At 63.8% G+C, this 16,848-nt stretch carries 16 protein-coding genes; 7 read left to right on the top strand and 9 right to left on the bottom strand.

Annotated features, from left to right (window positions below):
* Nucleotides 1-250: 250 nt before the first annotated feature.
* Entirely contained in the window at nt 251-454 is a 204-nt protein-coding gene (locus tag NLM15_RS05255; protein ID WP_254115968.1) for a hypothetical protein, read from the bottom strand.
* Between the two features lie 218 nt (nt 455-672).
* On the opposite strand from NLM15_RS05255, the gene NLM15_RS05250 reads away from it, so the two are divergent.
* On the top strand, nt 673-2,046 hold the full coding sequence (locus NLM15_RS05250; protein ID WP_254115967.1) for a M17 family metallopeptidase: 1,374 nt from the start codon (nt 673-675) through the stop codon (nt 2,044-2,046).
* Nucleotides 2,039-2,881, top strand: coding sequence for an NlpC/P60 family protein (locus NLM15_RS05245; RefSeq protein ID WP_254115966.1), 843 nt, complete (start codon nt 2,039-2,041; stop codon nt 2,879-2,881). Before NLM15_RS05250 ends, NLM15_RS05245 begins: the two co-directional genes overlap by 8 nt.
* 33 nt (nt 2,882-2,914) lie before the next feature.
* Here NLM15_RS05245 and NLM15_RS05240 read toward each other — a convergent pair whose 3' ends face one another.
* Nucleotides 2,915-3,157, bottom strand: a complete 243-nt coding sequence (locus NLM15_RS05240) for a hypothetical protein (protein ID WP_254115965.1) — start codon at nt 3,155-3,157, stop codon at nt 2,915-2,917.
* Nucleotides 3,158-3,472: 315 nt separating this feature from the next.
* Here NLM15_RS05240 and NLM15_RS05235 point away from each other — a divergent pair, with 315 nt between their 5' ends.
* On the top strand, nt 3,473-3,754 hold the full coding sequence (locus NLM15_RS05235; RefSeq protein ID WP_254115964.1) for a hypothetical protein: 282 nt from the start codon (nt 3,473-3,475) through the stop codon (nt 3,752-3,754).
* A gap of 39 nt (nt 3,755-3,793) precedes the next feature.
* Nucleotides 3,794-4,021, top strand: a complete 228-nt coding sequence (locus NLM15_RS05230) for a hypothetical protein (protein ID WP_254115963.1) — start codon at nt 3,794-3,796, stop codon at nt 4,019-4,021.
* An 86-nt stretch (nt 4,022-4,107) separates the two neighbouring features.
* On the opposite strand, the gene NLM15_RS05225 is transcribed toward NLM15_RS05230, so the two are convergent.
* The 6 genes from NLM15_RS05225 to NLM15_RS05200 all read right to left on the bottom strand — a co-directional run bounded on the left by NLM15_RS05225 (nt 4,108) and on the right by NLM15_RS05200 (nt 12,627).
* On the bottom strand, nt 4,108-5,745 hold the full coding sequence (locus NLM15_RS05225; RefSeq protein WP_254115962.1) for an ABC transporter ATP-binding protein: 1,638 nt from the start codon (nt 5,743-5,745) through the stop codon (nt 4,108-4,110).
* Between the two features lie 7 nt (nt 5,746-5,752).
* On the bottom strand, nt 5,753-6,931 hold the full coding sequence (locus NLM15_RS05220; RefSeq protein WP_254115961.1) for an ABC transporter permease: 1,179 nt from the start codon (nt 6,929-6,931) through the stop codon (nt 5,753-5,755).
* On the bottom strand, nt 6,931-8,040 hold the full coding sequence (locus NLM15_RS05215; protein ID WP_254115960.1) for a microcin C ABC transporter permease YejB: 1,110 nt from the start codon (nt 8,038-8,040) through the stop codon (nt 6,931-6,933). The genes NLM15_RS05220 and NLM15_RS05215 overlap by 1 nt, the downstream gene beginning before the upstream one ends.
* A 2-nt stretch (nt 8,041-8,042) precedes the next feature.
* Complete coding sequence (locus tag NLM15_RS05210; RefSeq protein ID WP_254115959.1) at nt 8,043-9,929, bottom strand: extracellular solute-binding protein; 1,887 nt, start codon at nt 9,927-9,929, stop codon at nt 8,043-8,045.
* A 14-nt stretch (nt 9,930-9,943) separates the two neighbouring features.
* On the bottom strand, nt 9,944-11,860 hold the full coding sequence (locus tag NLM15_RS05205; protein ID WP_254115958.1) for an extracellular solute-binding protein: 1,917 nt from the start codon (nt 11,858-11,860) through the stop codon (nt 9,944-9,946).
* Between the two features lie 212 nt (nt 11,861-12,072).
* Complete coding sequence (locus NLM15_RS05200; RefSeq protein ID WP_254115957.1) at nt 12,073-12,627, bottom strand: cytochrome c family protein; 555 nt, start codon at nt 12,625-12,627, stop codon at nt 12,073-12,075.
* A 220-nt stretch (nt 12,628-12,847) separates the two neighbouring features.
* Here NLM15_RS05200 and NLM15_RS05195 point away from each other — a divergent pair, with 220 nt between their 5' ends.
* Nucleotides 12,848-13,588, top strand: a complete 741-nt coding sequence (locus NLM15_RS05195) for a 3-deoxy-manno-octulosonate cytidylyltransferase (RefSeq protein ID WP_254115956.1) — start codon at nt 12,848-12,850, stop codon at nt 13,586-13,588.
* A 21-nt stretch (nt 13,589-13,609) separates the two neighbouring features.
* Nucleotides 13,610-14,470 carry a prephenate dehydratase gene (locus NLM15_RS05190; protein WP_254115955.1) on the top strand — a complete coding sequence of 287 codons (861 nt, stop codon included), beginning with the start codon at nt 13,610-13,612 and terminating at the stop codon, nt 14,468-14,470.
* Between the two features lie 33 nt (nt 14,471-14,503).
* Here NLM15_RS05190 and NLM15_RS05185 read toward each other — a convergent pair whose 3' ends face one another.
* Nucleotides 14,504-15,523, bottom strand: a complete 1,020-nt coding sequence (locus NLM15_RS05185) for an LLM class flavin-dependent oxidoreductase (protein WP_254115954.1) — start codon at nt 15,521-15,523, stop codon at nt 14,504-14,506.
* Nucleotides 15,524-15,918: 395 nt separating this feature from the next.
* Here NLM15_RS05185 and metF point away from each other — a divergent pair, with 395 nt between their 5' ends.
* The gene (metF, locus tag NLM15_RS05180; protein ID WP_254115953.1) at nt 15,919-16,845 is read left to right on the top strand and encodes a methylenetetrahydrofolate reductase [NAD(P)H]; all 927 of its coding nucleotides are present in this window, start codon (nt 15,919-15,921) and stop codon (nt 16,843-16,845) included.
* The last annotated feature ends 3 nt before the right edge of the window (nt 16,846-16,848 follow it).

The following is a 16,848-nucleotide window of genomic DNA, read 5'->3' as shown; positions in this document are numbered from 1 at the left end:
GCCGCTCATTTGCGAATGCTGCGCCGCCCAAACGATGAGAAGAATGCCTTCGACGAATAGGTCAGGCCGGTATCTGGCCGGGCCGCCGCGTTCTTGCCCGCGATGCCTGCAGAGCAGCACGGCACAATTTAAAATATTCGTGAATAATGGCACAACCGCCGCGCTAGTAAAGGCCTGCAGCCGCGCTCTTGTGAACGGCAGTTCTCAGCATGGATACGAGATCTGCCCGGCGATGGTTTCGCTCACCCGATCAATATTGGATGGCAAGCCGCTTGCGGATTTCGTCGATGCGCTTGTCGAGCGCATCGAACCGCGCGTGGACGGAGCGGTCGTGGAGATAGAAGACGTATCCGCCAGCAAGGAATGCGAAGATCCAATGATGATGCTCGACATAACCAAAAATCGCCTCGACGGCCTGGCCGATGAATGTGACCGCGCTCCACACGAATTCCATTGCAGTTTCCTCCCGGCAGGCTTCGTCTTCGGCCGCCGATAATCTCCTGCACACTTTTCCCGGTAGATCCGGCGGCCGTTGCCGGAACCTAGCATGGCCCCCTTGTCGGGAGTAGCGGGGCCGAACGGTGACGGCAAAGCCGATTGCAGCCGCGGCCAAACTCTGCGAAGTCTCGTCCGTTCGTATGACCCGTTTGATCCGACGATCCGGACCCGCCAATGCCTTCTGTCTTCGAGACATCGTCCACCGCCATCCCGATCACCTTCGTCACCAAGTCGAGCTGGGATCAGGTCGCCGAGACGTTGCCGCCGGCGCAGCGCCAATTCGCCACCGCGAGCGCTTTTACCGCCAAGCCGGGCGGCTATCTCGCGCTGCCCGCGCCCGATGGCGCGATCGCGCAAGTGCTGTTCGGATTAGAGGACAATGGCGCGAGATCGCGCGACCTGTTCCGGCCGGGCGCCCTGCCCGGCCTGCTGCCGCCGGGCACCTATCGCTTTGCCAATGCACCACACGATGTGCGGCTGGCGGCGCTCGCATTTGCGCTGGGGTGCTACCGCTTCGCCCGCTACCGCAAGGCCGACCGTCCCGATGTCCGGCTGGTGCCGCCTGATGGTGTCGATACGGCCGAGATCAGCCGCATGGCGGATGCGGCGATGCTGGCGCGCGACCTCATCAACACGCCGTCCAACGACATGGGGCCGGAGGAGCTGGCCGCAGCCGCGCAAGACCTCGCCGCCGAGTTCGGCGCAAGCTTCGCCTGCACGATCGGCGATGACCTGAAACAGAATTTTCCGCTGATCCACGCCGTCGGCATGGCCTCCGACCGCGCGCCGCGGCTGATCGACCTCAACTGGGGCGATCCCGGCCACCCCAAGGTGACGCTGGTCGGCAAGGGCGTCTGCTTCGACACCGGCGGGCTCGACCTCAAGCCGTCGAGCGGCATGCTGATCATGAAGAAGGACATGGGCGGGGCCGCTAACGTGCTCGCGCTCGCGCGCATGGTGATGGATGCGAAGCTCAAGGTCCGCCTGCGCGTGCTGATTCCGGCGGTGGAAAATGCCGTCTCCAGCAATGCCTTCCGCCCGCTCGACATCTTCACCTCGCGCAAGGGAATCACGGTCGAGATCGGCAACACCGATGCGGAAGGCCGCCTCGTGCTCGCCGACGCGCTGGCGCTGGCCGACGAGGAGAAGCCGGACCTGCTGATCGATTTGGGCACGCTGACCGGCGCGGCGCGCGTGGCGCTGGGGCCGGATTTACCGCCCTTTTACACCAATGATGAGACGCTTGCCGCCGACGTCGCGCGGTGCGCGCTGAAGGAGAACGATCCATTGTGGCGCATGCCGTTGTGGCCGGCTTACGATGCGTGGCTGGACTCCAAGACCGCCACCATCACCAACGCACCGTCCGGCGGCTTTGCCGGCTCGATTACCTGCGCGCTGTTCCTGCAACGCTTCGTCGAGCAGGCGAAGAGCTGGCTGCATGTCGACATCTATGGCTGGACCCCGTCGGCAAAGCCGGCGCGGCCCGAAGGCGGCGAATGCCAGGCCGCGCGCGCCATCTACGCATTGCTGAGCGAGCGCTATGCATGATCCGCGATTGACACCGGCACGCGGCGACCTCGCCGCGAAATATCTCGAAGGCAAGGTGCAAGCGGATCGCTTCGTCACGGGCGAGGAATTCGAGGTATTCGACGCGGTCGCGCCGGTGCGCGAGCAGCCGTCGTCAAACGCGATGCTGATGACACAAGCGCTGCGCGGCGAGCGCGTCACGGTCTACGATCGCAATGGCGAAGGCTGGGCCTGGGGCCAGCTTGCCGGGGACGGTTACGTCGGCTGGCTGCCTGATGCGGCGCTCATGAAGCCGTCGGCCGCCCCGACCCACGTGATCAGCGCGCTGCGGACGTTCGCCTTCCCCGGTCCCTCGATCAAGCTGCCGCCGGCCGACACGCTGGTGATGGGATCGCAGCTCGCGATCGCGCGCGAGGACGGCAGCTTCGCCGTGACGCGCGAGGGAACGTTCGTGCCGAAGACGCATCTCGCCCCGCTCGATCATCGCGAGGCGGATTTCGTGGGGGTCGCCGAGCGCTTCGTCGGCACGCCCTATCTCTGGGGCGGCAAGAGCAGTTTTGGTATCGATTGCTCGGGCCTCGTCCAGGTCTCGCTGACATCAGCGGGCACCGGCTGCCCGCGCGACAGCGACATGCAGCAGGCGGCCCTCGGCCTCGCACTGGAGCTGCATGAGCGCAGCAGGCTGCAACGCGGCGATCTGATCTTCTGGAAGGGCCATGTCGCCATCGTCCGCGACGGCAGCACCATGGTTCACGCCAACGCGCATCACATGGCCACCGTGATCGAGCCGACCGAGCCGGCGATTGCACGGATCAAGCAGGCCGGCAGCGAGGTCGTCGCGATCAAGCGGCTGTAGGACAGATCCGCATTCGATGGATGTCAGACGTCGCTATGGCGGGTTGGCCCCGTCGCCGGCGCTGGTTTTCGGCTTGGAGATCGGCGGGATGCAGCTGCCGAAGCGTGGATCGAGCGGATCGTAGCGCGACCTTGTTCTCACGACGATATACAGCACCGCCAGCGCGAAGGAACCGAGCAGCAGCACGATCCACGCAGGTGGCTGAATTGCGATCAAAAGCACAGTCGCAACAACCAGCAGCAAAGCGACAGTGCCCGAAAACAGCTTTGAAGCCATCACCGGCTCCATCATAAGCTTGCGGGCGGCAATACTACTGCAAAAGCCAACATACTTTTTGAGAGCCGACTGCGACACTCCAGCGCAGATATCTGCACGCGATCGACGAGGTGCGAGTTCCCAAGCGACGGCCCCACAACCGCAATGACGACGGCCTGAACCGGAATCTTGTGCGTTCCGGGAACAGCACGATCATTCGGCAATCCGTCACGGCTTGATCGGCACCTTGCAGCGCAACTACGGAACAACGTTACATCCGAGAGATTTGCGGAACGAAACGCGGCGCCAGTCTTTCTCTGGCTTTGGGAGGTGCCCATGAGTTCTCAGGCCAGAGAAGGCGCGTGTGCGTTCGCTTGGCGGAACTACTTGCTGCTCCACAGCGGCATCAGCGAGAATGATGACAGGCGCTCCGCCCTCGACCGCTACATCGCCAATCTTCGCGACACCGGCGAGGATGATTTCGATCTCCTGCAAATAGCCGCAGTCGCCTACTTGAAAAAGCTGGATGAATTGCAGGACGACCAATGCGCGCGACTCGCGGCAGACCAGGTTTTGGCCAAGTGCCTGGAAGCACGCAGCTCACAACACGACAGGTAGCTTTCAGGCCGCAACACCAGAGCGAAGGGAGCGAACAGCATGGCAGACAAGACCAATGCAGACCGTTTCGCGCGCGACCCGGAACGGCGTATCGCCGCAGCGACGGCAATCGGCATGAATGCCTTGAAACCGATGATGCACTTTCAGATCTCGATGCTGAGGATGTGGGCCGATAGCATCGAGAGGCTCGCGGGCAATTACGAAAAGCGGCTGGAAGAAACTGCGACCGCGGCCGAGGACCCGTCGGACAAGGAACGCGCCGCGTAAATCAACGCGACGGGTCGAGCGCAGCCCGCTTCGGCCACAAGTGGAAGCGTCGCCGGGGCTCGCGCTGTCGCGCCCCTGAATGACGGCTACGTCGCCGCCGGCCCGTTCCCCGCGGTCTCCAGCCGGAACGCCGCCGCGAACAGCGCACGCGTATAGTCCGTCTTCGGGTTCTTGAACAGCTCCGCGGCCTGCCCCTCCTCGACCACCTTGCCACCGCGCATCACGATGAGATGGCTGGCGAGCGAGGCGACGACGCGTAAGTCGTGCGAGATGAACATGTAAGTGAGCTCTCGCCTGCGCTGGAGTTCGCGCAACAGGTCCACCATCTGCGCCTGGATCAGCATGTCGAGCGCACTGGTCGGCTCGTCCAGCACGACGAAATCCGGCTCCAGCACCACCGCGCGCGCGATGCTGATGCGCTGGCGCTGGCCGCCGGAGAATTCATGCGGGTAGCGGTAGCGGGTATCCGGCTTCAGCCCGACGTCCTCCAGCGCCTTGACGACGCGCGCCTCGCGTTCCTCGCGCGAGAGGTTTGGCTGATGCACCGAAAGGCCTTCGGCGATGATGTCGGCGACCGACATGCGCGGGCTGAGCGAGCCGAACGGATCCTGGAACACGATCTGCATGTCGCGCCGGTAGGGCCTCATCTCCTTGAAGCGCAGGCCCTGGATATCTTTCCCCAAGAACACGATTCGGCCGTTCGAGGAGATCAGGCGCAGCAGCGCGAGCCCGAGCGTGGTCTTGCCCGAGCCGGATTCGCCGACGACGCCGAGCGTCTCGCCCTTGCGTACGGCAATGCTGACGCCGTCGACCGCCTTGATGTGGCCGACCGTCTTGCGCATCAGGCCGCGCCTGATCGGAAACCAGACCTTGAGATCGTCGGCCGACATCACCACCGGTGCGTCCGGCTGCGGCGGCGCCGGATCGGGCTTCGGCTCCGCGGCGAGCAGATCGCGCGTATAGGGATGTTTCGGGCTCTTGAAGACCTGCTCCACCGGCCCTTGCTCGACGATCACGCCGCCTTTCATGACGCAAACGGTGTCGGCGATGCGGCGCACGATGCCGAGATCGTGGGTGATGAAGAGCAGGCTCATGCCGAGCCGCGAGCGGATCTCGGCGAGCAGCGCCAGGATTTGCGCCTGCACGGTGACGTCGAGCGCCGTCGTCGGCTCGTCCGCGATCAACAGATCCGGCTCGTTGGCGAGCGCCATCGCGATCATCACGCGCTGGCGCTGGCCGCCGGAGAGCTGGTGCGGATAGCTCTTCAGCCGCGTTTCGGGCTCGGGAATGCCGACCTGTGTCAGCAACTCCAGCGTCCGCTTGCGCGCCTCGGCATTGCTGGTCGGATTGTGCAGCTGGATGATCTCGCCGATCTGCGCCTCGATCGTGTGCAGCGGATTGAGCGAGGTCATCGGCTCCTGGAAGATGATGGAGATGTCGCTGCCGCGAATCTCCCGCATCTGCTGCTCGGACTGGTCGATCAGTTCCTGCCCCTTGAAGCGGATGCTGCCCGAGGGGTGCGTGGCGTTCGGATAGGGCAAGAGCTTCAGGATCGAGAGCGCGCTGACCGACTTGCCGGAGCCGGATTCGCCGACCAGCGCCACGCATTCGCCGCGCTTGATCTGGAACGAGACCTTGTCGACCGCAAGTGTGGTGGCACCGCCCTGGTGGAAAGCCACCGAGAGGTCGCGAACGGCAAGCAGGGGCTGGTTGATCGCGTCCATCACGCCCTCACTTGAACGTCTTGCGCGGATCGAAGGCGTCGCGCACGGCTTCGCCGATGAAGATCAGCAGCGACAGCATGATCGCGACGGAGAAGAAGCCGGTGAAACCGAGCCATGGCGCCTGCACGTTCGACTTGCCCTGCGACAGCAGCTCGCCGAGCGAGGGCGAGCCGGGCGGCAGGCCGAAGCCGAGGAAGTCCAGCGCGGTCAGCGTCATCACCGAGGACGACACGATGAACGGCAGGAAGGTCATGGTCGCGACCATCGCGTTCGGCAGCAGATGCCGGAACATGATCACCGCGTTCGACACGCCGAGCGCACGCGCTGCCTGGATGTATTCGAAATTGCGGCCGCGCAGGAATTCTGCACGGACGAGGCCCACCAGCGACACCCATGAGAACAGCAGCAGGATGCCGAGCAGCACGAAGAAGCCGGGCACCAGCACGGATGACAGGATCAGCAGCAAATAGAGCGAGGGGATCGCCGTCCAGATCTCGATGAAGCGCTGGAAGGTGAGGTCGATCCAGCCGCCGAAGTAGCCCTGGATGCCGCCGGCGGCGACGCCGACGACCGAGGAGACGATGGTGAGGCAGAGGCCGAACAAGACTGAGATGCGGAAGCCGTAGATCAGCCGCGCCACCACGTCGCGGCCCTGATCGTCAGTGCCGAGCCAGTTGTATTCGAGGTCGCGGCAGCTCTTCAGCCCCTTCTTCTCGACCACCGGTTTGCACTGAGCCTCCGTCAGCATCCACGTCGGCGGCGACGGCGCCGGTGTCGGCAGATCGAGATTGTGGGTGTCGTAGGAGTAGCGGATCAGCGGCCAGACGATGCTGCCGCCCTTGTCCTTGATCAGCTTCTGCAAATAGGGGTCGCGGTAGTCGGCCGCGGTCTCGAAGTCGCCGCCGAAGGTCGTCTCCGAATAGGTGACGAAGGCCGGCCAGTAGAGATGGCCGTCATATTTGATCAGGAACGGCCGGTCGTTGGCGATCAGCTCGGCGAACAGCGACACCACGAACAGGAGCATGAAGATCCAGAACGACCAGTAACCGCGCCGGTTCGCCTTGAAATTCTCCCAGCGCCGCCTGTTGAGCGGCGACGGCGCGAACGGCTTGCGCGTGGCCGGCACGGCTTCGCCGAGCGGCGACGTCGTCGTGGTCTCGATCGGGGTCGGAGCGGTCAGCGTCATCAGACCTCCCTCGCCTCGAAATCGATCCGCGGGTCGATCCACATATAGGTCAGGTCGGAGATCAGATTGACCACGAGGCCGACGAGCGAAAAGATGTAGAGCGTGCCGAACACCACGGGGTAGTCGCGGTTGAGCACGCTCTCGAAACTGAGCAGCCCGAGCCCGTCCAGCGAGAAGATGGTCTCGATCAACAGAGACCCCGAGAAGAAGGCATGGATGAAGGCGCCCGGGAAGCCCGCGATCACGATCAGCATCGCGTTGCGGAAAATGTGGCCGTAGAGCACCTGGCCCTCGCTACAGCCCTTGGCGCGCGCAGTCATGACATATTGCTTGCGGATCTCGTCCAGGAACGAGTTCTTGGTCAGCAAGGTCATGGTTGCAAACGCGCTCAAGCCCATCGAGAGCAGCGGCAAGGTCAGATGCCAGAAATAGTCGATGATCTTCCAGTACCAGGGGAACTGCGACCAGCCGTCCGAGGTCAGGCCGCGCAGCGGGAACAGGTTGAAGAACGAGCCGCCCGCGAACAGGATGATCAGCAGGATCGCGAACAGGAAGCCGGGGATCGCAAAGCCGATGATGATCACCGCCGAGGTCCAGGTGTCGAAGCGCGTGCCGTCCTTCACGGCCTTGCGGATGCCGAGCGGGATCGAGATCAGATAGGTAATCAGCGTCAGCCAGATGCCGAGCGAGATCGAGACCGGCAGCTTCTCCTTGATCAGCTGGATCACGCTGACGTCGCGGAAATAGCTCTTGCCGAAATCGAAGCGGGCGAAATTCCACACCATCAGCGCGAAGCGTTCCGGTGCCGGCTTGTCGAAGCCGAACTGCACCTCCAGCTTCTTGATGAAATCAGGATCGAGCCCCTGCGCGCCGCGATATTTCGAGTTGATGGCATCGCCGCCAGCACCGACCTGCCCTGGCGCGCGCTGCGCGAAATCGTTGCCCCCCGAGATGCGCGATGTGCCGCCGGTGTCGGCGCCCGAGAGCTGCGCGATCACGCGCTCGACCGGACCGCCCGGCGCGAACTGCACGACGACGAAGGAGACGAAGAGGATCCCGAGCAGGGTCGGGATCATCAGGAGAATGCGGCGGGCGATATAGGCGCTCATGGCTATTTCGCCTGCTCGAGCTTGGTCGCCTTGGCGCGGTCGGACCACCAGATATCGGGAGCGCCGACGCCGTTGGCATAGCGCGGCAGCTTCTGCGGATGGCCGTACTGATCCCAGTAAGCGAGCCGGTGCGTCTTGTTGTACCACTGCGGTACCCAGTAACGGCCGGCGCGGAACAGACGGTCGAAGGCACGGCAGGCGACGGTCAAGTCCTCGCGGTTGTCGGCCGCCATGATCTTTTCGATCATGGCGTCGATCGCCGGGCTGGCGACGCCCGCCAGATTGTACGAGCCCTTGGTTGCCGCGACCTGCGAGGAGAAGAATGCGCGCATGGCGTCGCCCGGCGTTGCCGACATGCTGAAACGCTGGATCGTCATGTCGAAGTCGAAATCTTCCTGGCGCACCTTGTGTTGAACGGCATCGACAAGGCGCACGCTCGCTTCGATGCCGAGCGTCCCGAGATTCTTGATGTAAGGGGCATGGTGCGGCTGAAACGAAGGTTCGTCCAGCAGGAACTCGATTCTGAAGATTTCGCCGTTGGGCAGCATCCGCTTGCCGTCCTTGATCGGCATGCCGGCCTCGCTGAGCAATTGCTGCGCCTTGCGCAACAGGCTGCGGTCCTGCCCGGAGCCGTCCGTTACCGGAGGCGTGAAGGGCGCGGCGAACACCTCGTCGGGGACCTGACCGCGAAACGGCTCCAGCAGCTTCAGCTCTTCCGGCGGAGGAGACCCGTTGCCCGCCATGAGATCGGAGTTCTGGAACGGCGACACCGTACGGGCATAAGCGCCGTACATGATGGTCTTGTTGGTCCACTCGAAGTCGAAGGCATTGATCAAGGCCTCGCGCACGCGCGGGTCCTTGAACTTGTCGCGCCGCGTGTTGATGAACCAGCCCTGCGCGCCGGACGGCGTGTCGTCGGGCACGATTTCGAGCTTGACGCGATTGTCCTTCACCGCCGCGAAGTCGTAGCGCGTCGCCCAGATGCGCGAGGTGAATTCCTCGCGATAGAGATAGTTCTTGCCGGTAAAACCCTCGAAGGCGACATCGCGATCGCGATAGAATTCATAGCGCACGACATCGAAATTGTAGCTGCCGCGGCAAGGCGGCAGGTCGGCGGCCCACCAGTCCTTCACCCGCTCGTATTCGATGTAGCGGTTGACCTCGAACTTGCCGACCTTGTACGGACCCGATCCAAGCGGAATGTCCAGAGACGATTCATCGAACGGGCGGGACGCGTAGTAGGCTTTGGAGAAGATCGGCAGGCTCGCGACATAGAGCGGCACGTCGCGGGCGCGGCCCTTGGCGAAGGTCACGACGAGCGTCGCATCGTCGATCGCTTCCGCACTGACCATGTCGCGCATCTGCACGATGATCAGCGGATGGCCCTTGGTCTTCAGCGATGTCAGCGAGAACGCCGCATCGTGCGCGGTGAGCCTGGTGCCATCGTGGAATTTCGCCTCGGGCCGCATCGTGAAGCGATAGACCAGTTTGTCCGGCGATATCCGCACGGATCTGGCGGCAAGCCCGTACATCGCATCCGGCTCATCGTTTGCGCGCACCATCAGCGGCACAAACGTCATGTCCATGCCCTGCGCGCCGTCGCCCTTCAGGATGAAGGCGTTGAGCGAGTTGAAGGTCTGGTAGGACTGATTGTAGGATTTCGTCGACGGGATCAGCGAGAACGTGCCGCCCTTCGGTGCATCGACATCGACGTAGTCGAATTGGCGGAAATCGGCGGGATATTTGAGATCGCCGAACGCCGAGATGCCGTGCGCCTCGGTCTCCGCTTCCGAAGCACGCGCACCGCGCAACGATGGCGCGCCGAGGGACACGCCGAAGGCGCCGCCGACACCCAAGGCCAACACATGGCGGCGTGACATCTGCGTCATGCGAGGGATGTCCTTCACGACTTCTTTGCGATCCGCGCCGCCTTGTCCGCGTCGTACCACCAGATGAACGGGAAGCCGGACTGACCGTATTTGGGCAATTCCGCCGGCCGGCCGAAGCGATCCCAGCGCGCGGTGCGGACCTTCGAATAGGTCCATTGCGGCACGACATAGTGATTCCACAGCAGCACGCGATCGAGCGCCTTGGTCGCCGCGACGAGATCGTCGCGCCCCGTGGCGTAGATCACCCGCTCGATCAGCTTGTCGATCGCCGGATTCTTGATGCCGGTAATGTTGCGCGATCCGGGGATGTCGGCCGACTTGGACGACCAGAACTCGCGCTGCTCATTGCCCGGCGACTGCGATTCGCCCCAGGAGTTGGTGACGACGTCGAAATCCCACTCGCGCGTCCTGTTCTCGTATTGCGTCGGATCGACCGTGCGCACGCTGACCGCGATGCCGAGCCGTTCGAGCGAGGGCTTGTAGAACAGCGTGACCCGTTCGAAGCTCGGATCCGAGTTCAGCAATTCCAGGGAGAACTGAGTGCCGGTCTTGACGTCGACCAGCTTGCGGTCGCGCACCTCGTAGCCGGCCTCCTTGAACAGGCGCAACGCCTCGCGCAGATTGTCGCGCACGGCTTCCGGACTGCCGCCGACCGGATTGGTGTAGGCCGTCGTGAAGACTTCGGGCGGGACTTCGGCGCGGACGGTCTCGAGGATCTCGAGCTCCTTGCCCTGCGGCAACCCGGTCGCCATGAGCTCGTCGATGCCATCGAAATAGCTGCTGACACGCTTGTACTGACCGTAGAAGATCTGCTTGTTCATCTCCTCGAAGTCGAACGCGTAGTTGAGCGCACGACGCACGCGCGGATCGCCAAACTTGGCGCGGCGCAGGTTCGGCACGAACGCCTGCATGACGCCCGAGCTGCGGTTGGCGAACTCCTCGAGGATCACCCGCTTTTCCGTCACGGCCGGGAAGTCGTAGGCTGTCGCCCAATTCTTGGCGCTGTTCTCGGTGCGCCAGTCGACCTGATCGGCCTTGAAGGCCTCGATCGCCACGGTGGCATCGCGGAAATATTCGTAGCGCATCTCGTCGAAATTGTTGCGGCCCACATTGACGGCGAAATCGCGCCCCCAATAGTCCTTGACGCGCTCCAGCGCGATCGAGCGTCCTGCAACGAATTCCTTGACCTTGTAGGGACCGGAACCGAGCGGTATTTCGAGCGTGGTGGCGGAGACATCGCGCTTGCGGCCCTGCGCGTCCGTCCCCTCCCACCAGTGCTTCGGCAAGACCGTGAGCTGCCCGACGATCTGAGGCAGCTCGCGGTTGCCCGGCGCGTCGAACACGAACTTCACCTCGCGCTCGCCGACCTTCTCCGCCTTCACCACATGGCTGTAATAGGCCGAGTACATCGGGTGGTGCTTCTTGAAGGAATCCAGCGAGAAGATCACGTCATCTGCGGTGACCGGCTTGCCGTCATGCCATTTGGCCTGCGGCCGCAAGCGATAGGTGACGAAGGAGAAATCGTCCGGGTGGCTCACGGCTTCGGCCAGCGAGCCGTATTCGGTCGAGACCTCGTCGAGCGCGGGCGTCAGGAGCGACTCGTAGATGAATGCGACGGCACCGGCGACCTGCCCTTTCACACCGGAGACGACGATGTTGAAATTGTCGAACGTGCCGACGGCGATCTGGCGCGCGACGCCCCCCTTGGGCGCTTCCGGATTGACGTAATCGAAGCGCTTGAAGTCGGCGGGGTACTTGACCTGCCCGAACAGCGACAGTGCATGGCGCCAGGGAAGCGCACCTGAAGGCGCCTCACTGGCAGATTGCGCGTGTGCCGCGCCGATGACGGAAACGCTGCCTAGCGAACCGAGAGCGGGGAGCGTTGCGGCGGCAGTGCCGGTGAGCAGGAGATCGCGTCGGGTAATGGCCAAATCAATAGTCCTGTCTTGAAGGAGGCTACTCCTTTAAGTTCCCAATATAGGCGAGGTTTCGACGGAATATGTTGCTTTTTCCTCATGTTGGACGCCCGGCCGGCCCCTCCGATGCGGCCAAACGCCCCGATAAACTCATCGCGAGGCCCGGATAAGGAAACGGCCAGGCTTTTCAGCCTGGCCGCATATTCCAAGATGGCTTTTCGAGGCGCTTATTTCGACGCCGTCGGCAGCGGCTGCGGATGCTCCGACAGCGAATTCAGATAGGCAATGACGTCAGCGCGCTCGGAATCCTTCGGAATACCGGCGAAGCCCATCGCGGTGCCCGGGATGAAACCCTTCGGGTTGGCAATGAACTTGTTGAGATCGTCGAACGTCCAGGTGCCGCCCTTGGCCTTCATCGCGGCCGAGAAGTTGAAGCCACCACGGCCCTCGCCCCTGGCCTCGCCGACGACGCCATAGAGATTCGGACCGACGCGATTCGGGCCGCCCTTCTCGAAGGTGTGGCAGGCGCCGCACTTCTTGGCGGCGGAAGCGCCCTTTTCGACGGAAGCAGTCTGGAGCAGCTTTTCGATCGGCTCGGCGGCGGCAGCGGCAGCGCCGCCTTCCTTGCCGTGTCCGGCGTCTTCCTTCACAGCGATCTCGAAGCCCGGCTTTTCCGGCATCTTGGGCGAGAATAGCGCCTGGGCGGCGAAGCTCGTCACCAGCAGGATGAGACAGGTGCCGAGCACGGCACCGAGAATCTTATTGAGTTCGAAAGAGTCCATTTCCGGCCAGGCCCCACACCGCAGTAAGGAAATAGCGGCCGGGCGGCCGCCAGGACGAGCCTCGGGAGAATCAAAACGTTCCTTATTGTTTCCCCGAGTTTTGCCATTGAGATATCGGTTTGCCCGGGGTCTGGCAACCCGTATAAGCGACCCGGCTTTCAGCCCGTCCCCACCCCATTTCTCGACGCGGAAAACGTACCCTTTCCAGGCCCTTGACCCGATGATCGATCCCCGCATCCTGGTGCTGATCCCGGCCCGCATGGCCGCCACCCGCCTGCCCGGCAAGCCGCTCGCCGACATCGCGGGCCTGCCGATGATCGTGCATGTGATGCGCCGCGCCGAGGCCGCCGGCATCGGCCGGGTCGCGGTGGCCACCGACACTTCCGAGATCGCATCGGTCGTGACCGCCCATGGCGGCGAGGCCGTGATGACCCGCCCCGAGCACCCCTCGGGCTCCGACCGCATCCACGAGGCGATGCAGAAGCTCGATCCCGCCGGCAAGGCGGAGATCGTGGTCAATCTCCAGGGCGATTTCCCGACCATCACGATCGACAACATCCGCGAGGTGCTGCCGCCGCTGCAAGACCCGGCCGTGGACATCGCCACGCTGGCCTCGCAGATCCATACCGAGGAGGAGGATCTTGCGCCGAGCGTCGTGAAGGCGATCGGAACCTCGCTCGGCGGCAGGCGGATGCGCGCACTTTATTTCACCCGCGCGACCGCGCCGACCGGCGACGGACCGCGCTACCACCATATCGGCCTCTACGCCTATCGTCGCGCCGCGCTGGAGCGTTACGTCTCGCTGCCGCCCTCGCCGCTGGAGCTGCAGGAGAAGCTCGAGCAGCTCCGGGCGCTGGAGGCCGGGATGCGGATCGACTTCACCATCGTCGATACCGTGCCCCGCGGGGTCGACACGCCGGCGGACCTCGAGACCGCGCGCAGCATCCTTTCCAAATCCTGAGCCGCTGCTACAAGGCCGATCATGAGCAAGATGAAAATCGCATTCCAGGGCGAGCCTGGGGCCAATTCCCACATCGCCATCGTCGAGGCCTATCCCGACGCCGAGCCGATGCCCTGCGCGACCTTCGAGGACGCGCTGTCGGCGATCTCGTCGGGCGAGGCCGATCTCGGCATGATCCCGATCGAGAATTCGGTCGCGGGCCGCGTCGCCGACATCCATCACCTTCTGCCGGCCTCCGGCCTGTTCATCATCGGCGAATGGTTTTTGCCGGTCCGGCATCAGCTGATGGCGGTGAAGGGGACCAAGCTCGAAGATATCAAGTCCGTCGAGAGCCACGTGCACGCGCTCGGCCAGTGTCGCCGCATCATCCGCAAGCTCGGCATCAAGCCGATCGTGCACGCCGACACCGCCGGCAGCGCCCGCGACATTTCCGAGCGTAACGACAAATCGGTCGCCGCGATCGCCTCGCGCCTCGCCGCAAAGATCTACGGCCTCGACATCCTCGCCGAGGACATCGAGGACGAGGCCCACAACACCACCCGCTTCGTGGTGCTGGCGCGCGAGCCGAAATGGGCCGCGCAGGGCTCGGGCCCTCTGGTCACGACTTTTGTCTTCCGGGTGCGCAACCTGCCCGCCGCGCTCTACAAGGCGCTCGGCGGCTTTGCCACCAACGGCGTCAACATGACCAAGCTCGAGAGCTACATGGTCGACGGCAATTTCTTCGCCACGCAGTTTTATGCCGACGTCGACGGCCATCCCGATGACAGGGGCCTGGCGTTTGCCATCGAGGAGCTGAAATTCTTCTCGCGCGAATTCCGCATCGTCGGCGTCTATCCGGGCCACCCGTTCCGCGCGACGTTCAGCGAGACGCAGCAGGATTGATCCCTTCACCCTCCCCTGGAGGGGGAGGGTAAGCTACGCGGCCGCGCTCTTCGTGAGCCCGAACGCATCCGCCAGCAGCGAATACGACCTCTTCCGCGCCTCGTGATCGTACACGGCCGTGATCACCATCAACTCGTCCGGCTTGCTCGCATCAATCAGCGGCTGAAGCTTCTTCTGCACGGTCGCCGGGCTGCCGACGAACAGGCGCGAGCGGTTGCGCAGGATCGAGGTGCGTTCGGAGTCCGTATAGGGGTGGGCCAGCGCCTCCTCGACGCTCGGCAGCGGCAGATATTGGCCGCGGTCGCGGCGCAGGCGGTTGAGGTCGAACGACGTCGCGAGCCTTTCAGCCTCTTCATCGGTGTCCGCGGTAATGACGGCAACGGCAAGGATCGCCTGCGGGCTGGCGCTCCAGGCCGAGGGCTGGAAACGGTTGCGGTAATGCACCATCGCGTCGATCGCATCATGGGATGCGAAATGATGGGCGAAGGCGAAACCCATGCCGACTTGGGCTGCCAGCTCCGAGGAATAGTCGCTCGAGCCGAGCAGCCAGATCGGCGGCAGTTTTGTGTCGTCAGGCATCGCGACGACGTTGTGGTAGGGGTGGCCCGCGGGGAATTCGCGGGTCTCCCACAGGATCAATTCATGCAGCCGCTCCAGGAAGTCGTCGCCCTCGCGGCGATCGAGCCGGCTGCGCAGCGCATACGCCGTGGCGCCGTCGGTGCCGGGAGCGCGGCCGAGCCCGAGATCGATGCGGCCGGGGAACAGCGCCTCCAGCATCTTGAAGCGCTCGGCGACGACCAGCGGCGCGTGATTGGGCAGCATCACGCCGCCGGAGCCGACGCGGATGTGCTTCGTCACCGCCGCGATCTGCCCGATCATCACGTCGGGTGCGGGGCTCGCCACCGAGGCGAGGTTGTGATGCTCGGCGAGCCAGTAGCGGACATAGCCAAGTCCGTCGACATGGCGCGCCAGGTCGATGCTGTTGCGCAGCGCCGCGGCGGGTTTCGTGCCTGTGGTGACGACGGAAAGGTCGAGGACTGAGAGCGGGATCATGGCGCGCTAAATTGGTTGCGGGCGGCGCCGCGGCAATGGGCAGACTGCGCAGGTCTGGCGTGCGGGCGGCGAGGCCGCGCAGCAAGCCACTTTTGACGGTGGGACGATGACGCCATCGGCAACGCCATATTCATACTGCCCACTCAACTAAATCGACTTCATACGGCCACATTTTATCGTAATTATCTGATTTGTATGAATTCTTATTAAGGCGCCGCGTTTCCCACCCACTTCCTTATTTGCGTAAAAATTCGCTACCTGCCGCCAAAAGTGGGCCACTTCCCATACCCGATGGGCTGTCGAGTGCAATCGCTTTGGCTTATCATAGTCACATCCAATCGAGACCTGACCGCCGGCCGCCAAAAACCTGTCGAGCCCCTGGAGTGAGTGGTGCCATGACCGATCTGACGACGCCTGCCCAAGCCGTGGGGCAAGACGGGCACCTCTCCTCGAAGCGGCCTGCGATCTCCTTCGAGTTCTTTCCGCCCAAGACCGAAGATATGGAGCGCAATCTCTGGGAGACCATCAACCGGCTCGCCCCGCTCGACCCGAAATTCGTGTCCGTGACCTATGGCGCCGGCGGCTCGACCCGTGAGCGCACCCATTCGACCATCGCCCGCATCCTCAAGGAAACCGCGCTGCTGCCGGCCGCGCACCTGACCTGCGTCGGCGCCTCGCGCGGCGAGATCGACGAGATCGTCGACCGCTATCACGAGGTCGGCGTCCGCCACATCGTCGGCCTACGCGGCGACCCGGCCGGCGGCATCGGCACGCCCTACTCCAGCCATCCCGACGGCTACCAGAGCTCCGCCGACCTCGTCGCGGGCATCAAGAAGCGGCACGCCGATATCGAAGTGTCGGTATCCGCCTATCCCGAGAAGCACCCCGAGGCCCGCGACTTCGACGACGATATCGACACGCTGAAGGCCAAGGTCGACGCCGGCGCGACGCGCGCGATCACCCAGGTGTTCTTCGATAACGACCTCTATTTCCGCTATCTCGACCGCGTCCGCGCGCGCGGCATCGACATCCCGATCGTGCCGGGCATCATGCCGATGCACAATTTCAAGCAGGCCCGGAATTTCGTCACCCGCGCCGGCACCACCGTGCCGGACTGGTTCGCCGCGAAGTTCGACGGCCTCGATGACGATGCCGAGACCCGCAAGCTGGTGGCCGCGACGGTTGCGGCCGGCCAGGTGCAGAAGCTGGCCAAGCACGGCGTCGACACCTTCCATTTCTACACCATGAACCGCGCCGATCTCGTGTTCGCGATCAGCCATTTGCTCGGCATTCGCGCCAAGAGCGCGCAGAAGGCGGCGTAAGAA

The sequence above is a fragment of the Bradyrhizobium sp. CCGB20 genome (genome assembly GCF_024199855.1).
Lineage (GTDB): Bacteria > Pseudomonadota > Alphaproteobacteria > Rhizobiales > Xanthobacteraceae > Bradyrhizobium.
The sequence above is the reverse complement of the archived record's forward strand: the minus strand, read 5'-3'. Positions and strand labels throughout refer to the sequence as shown.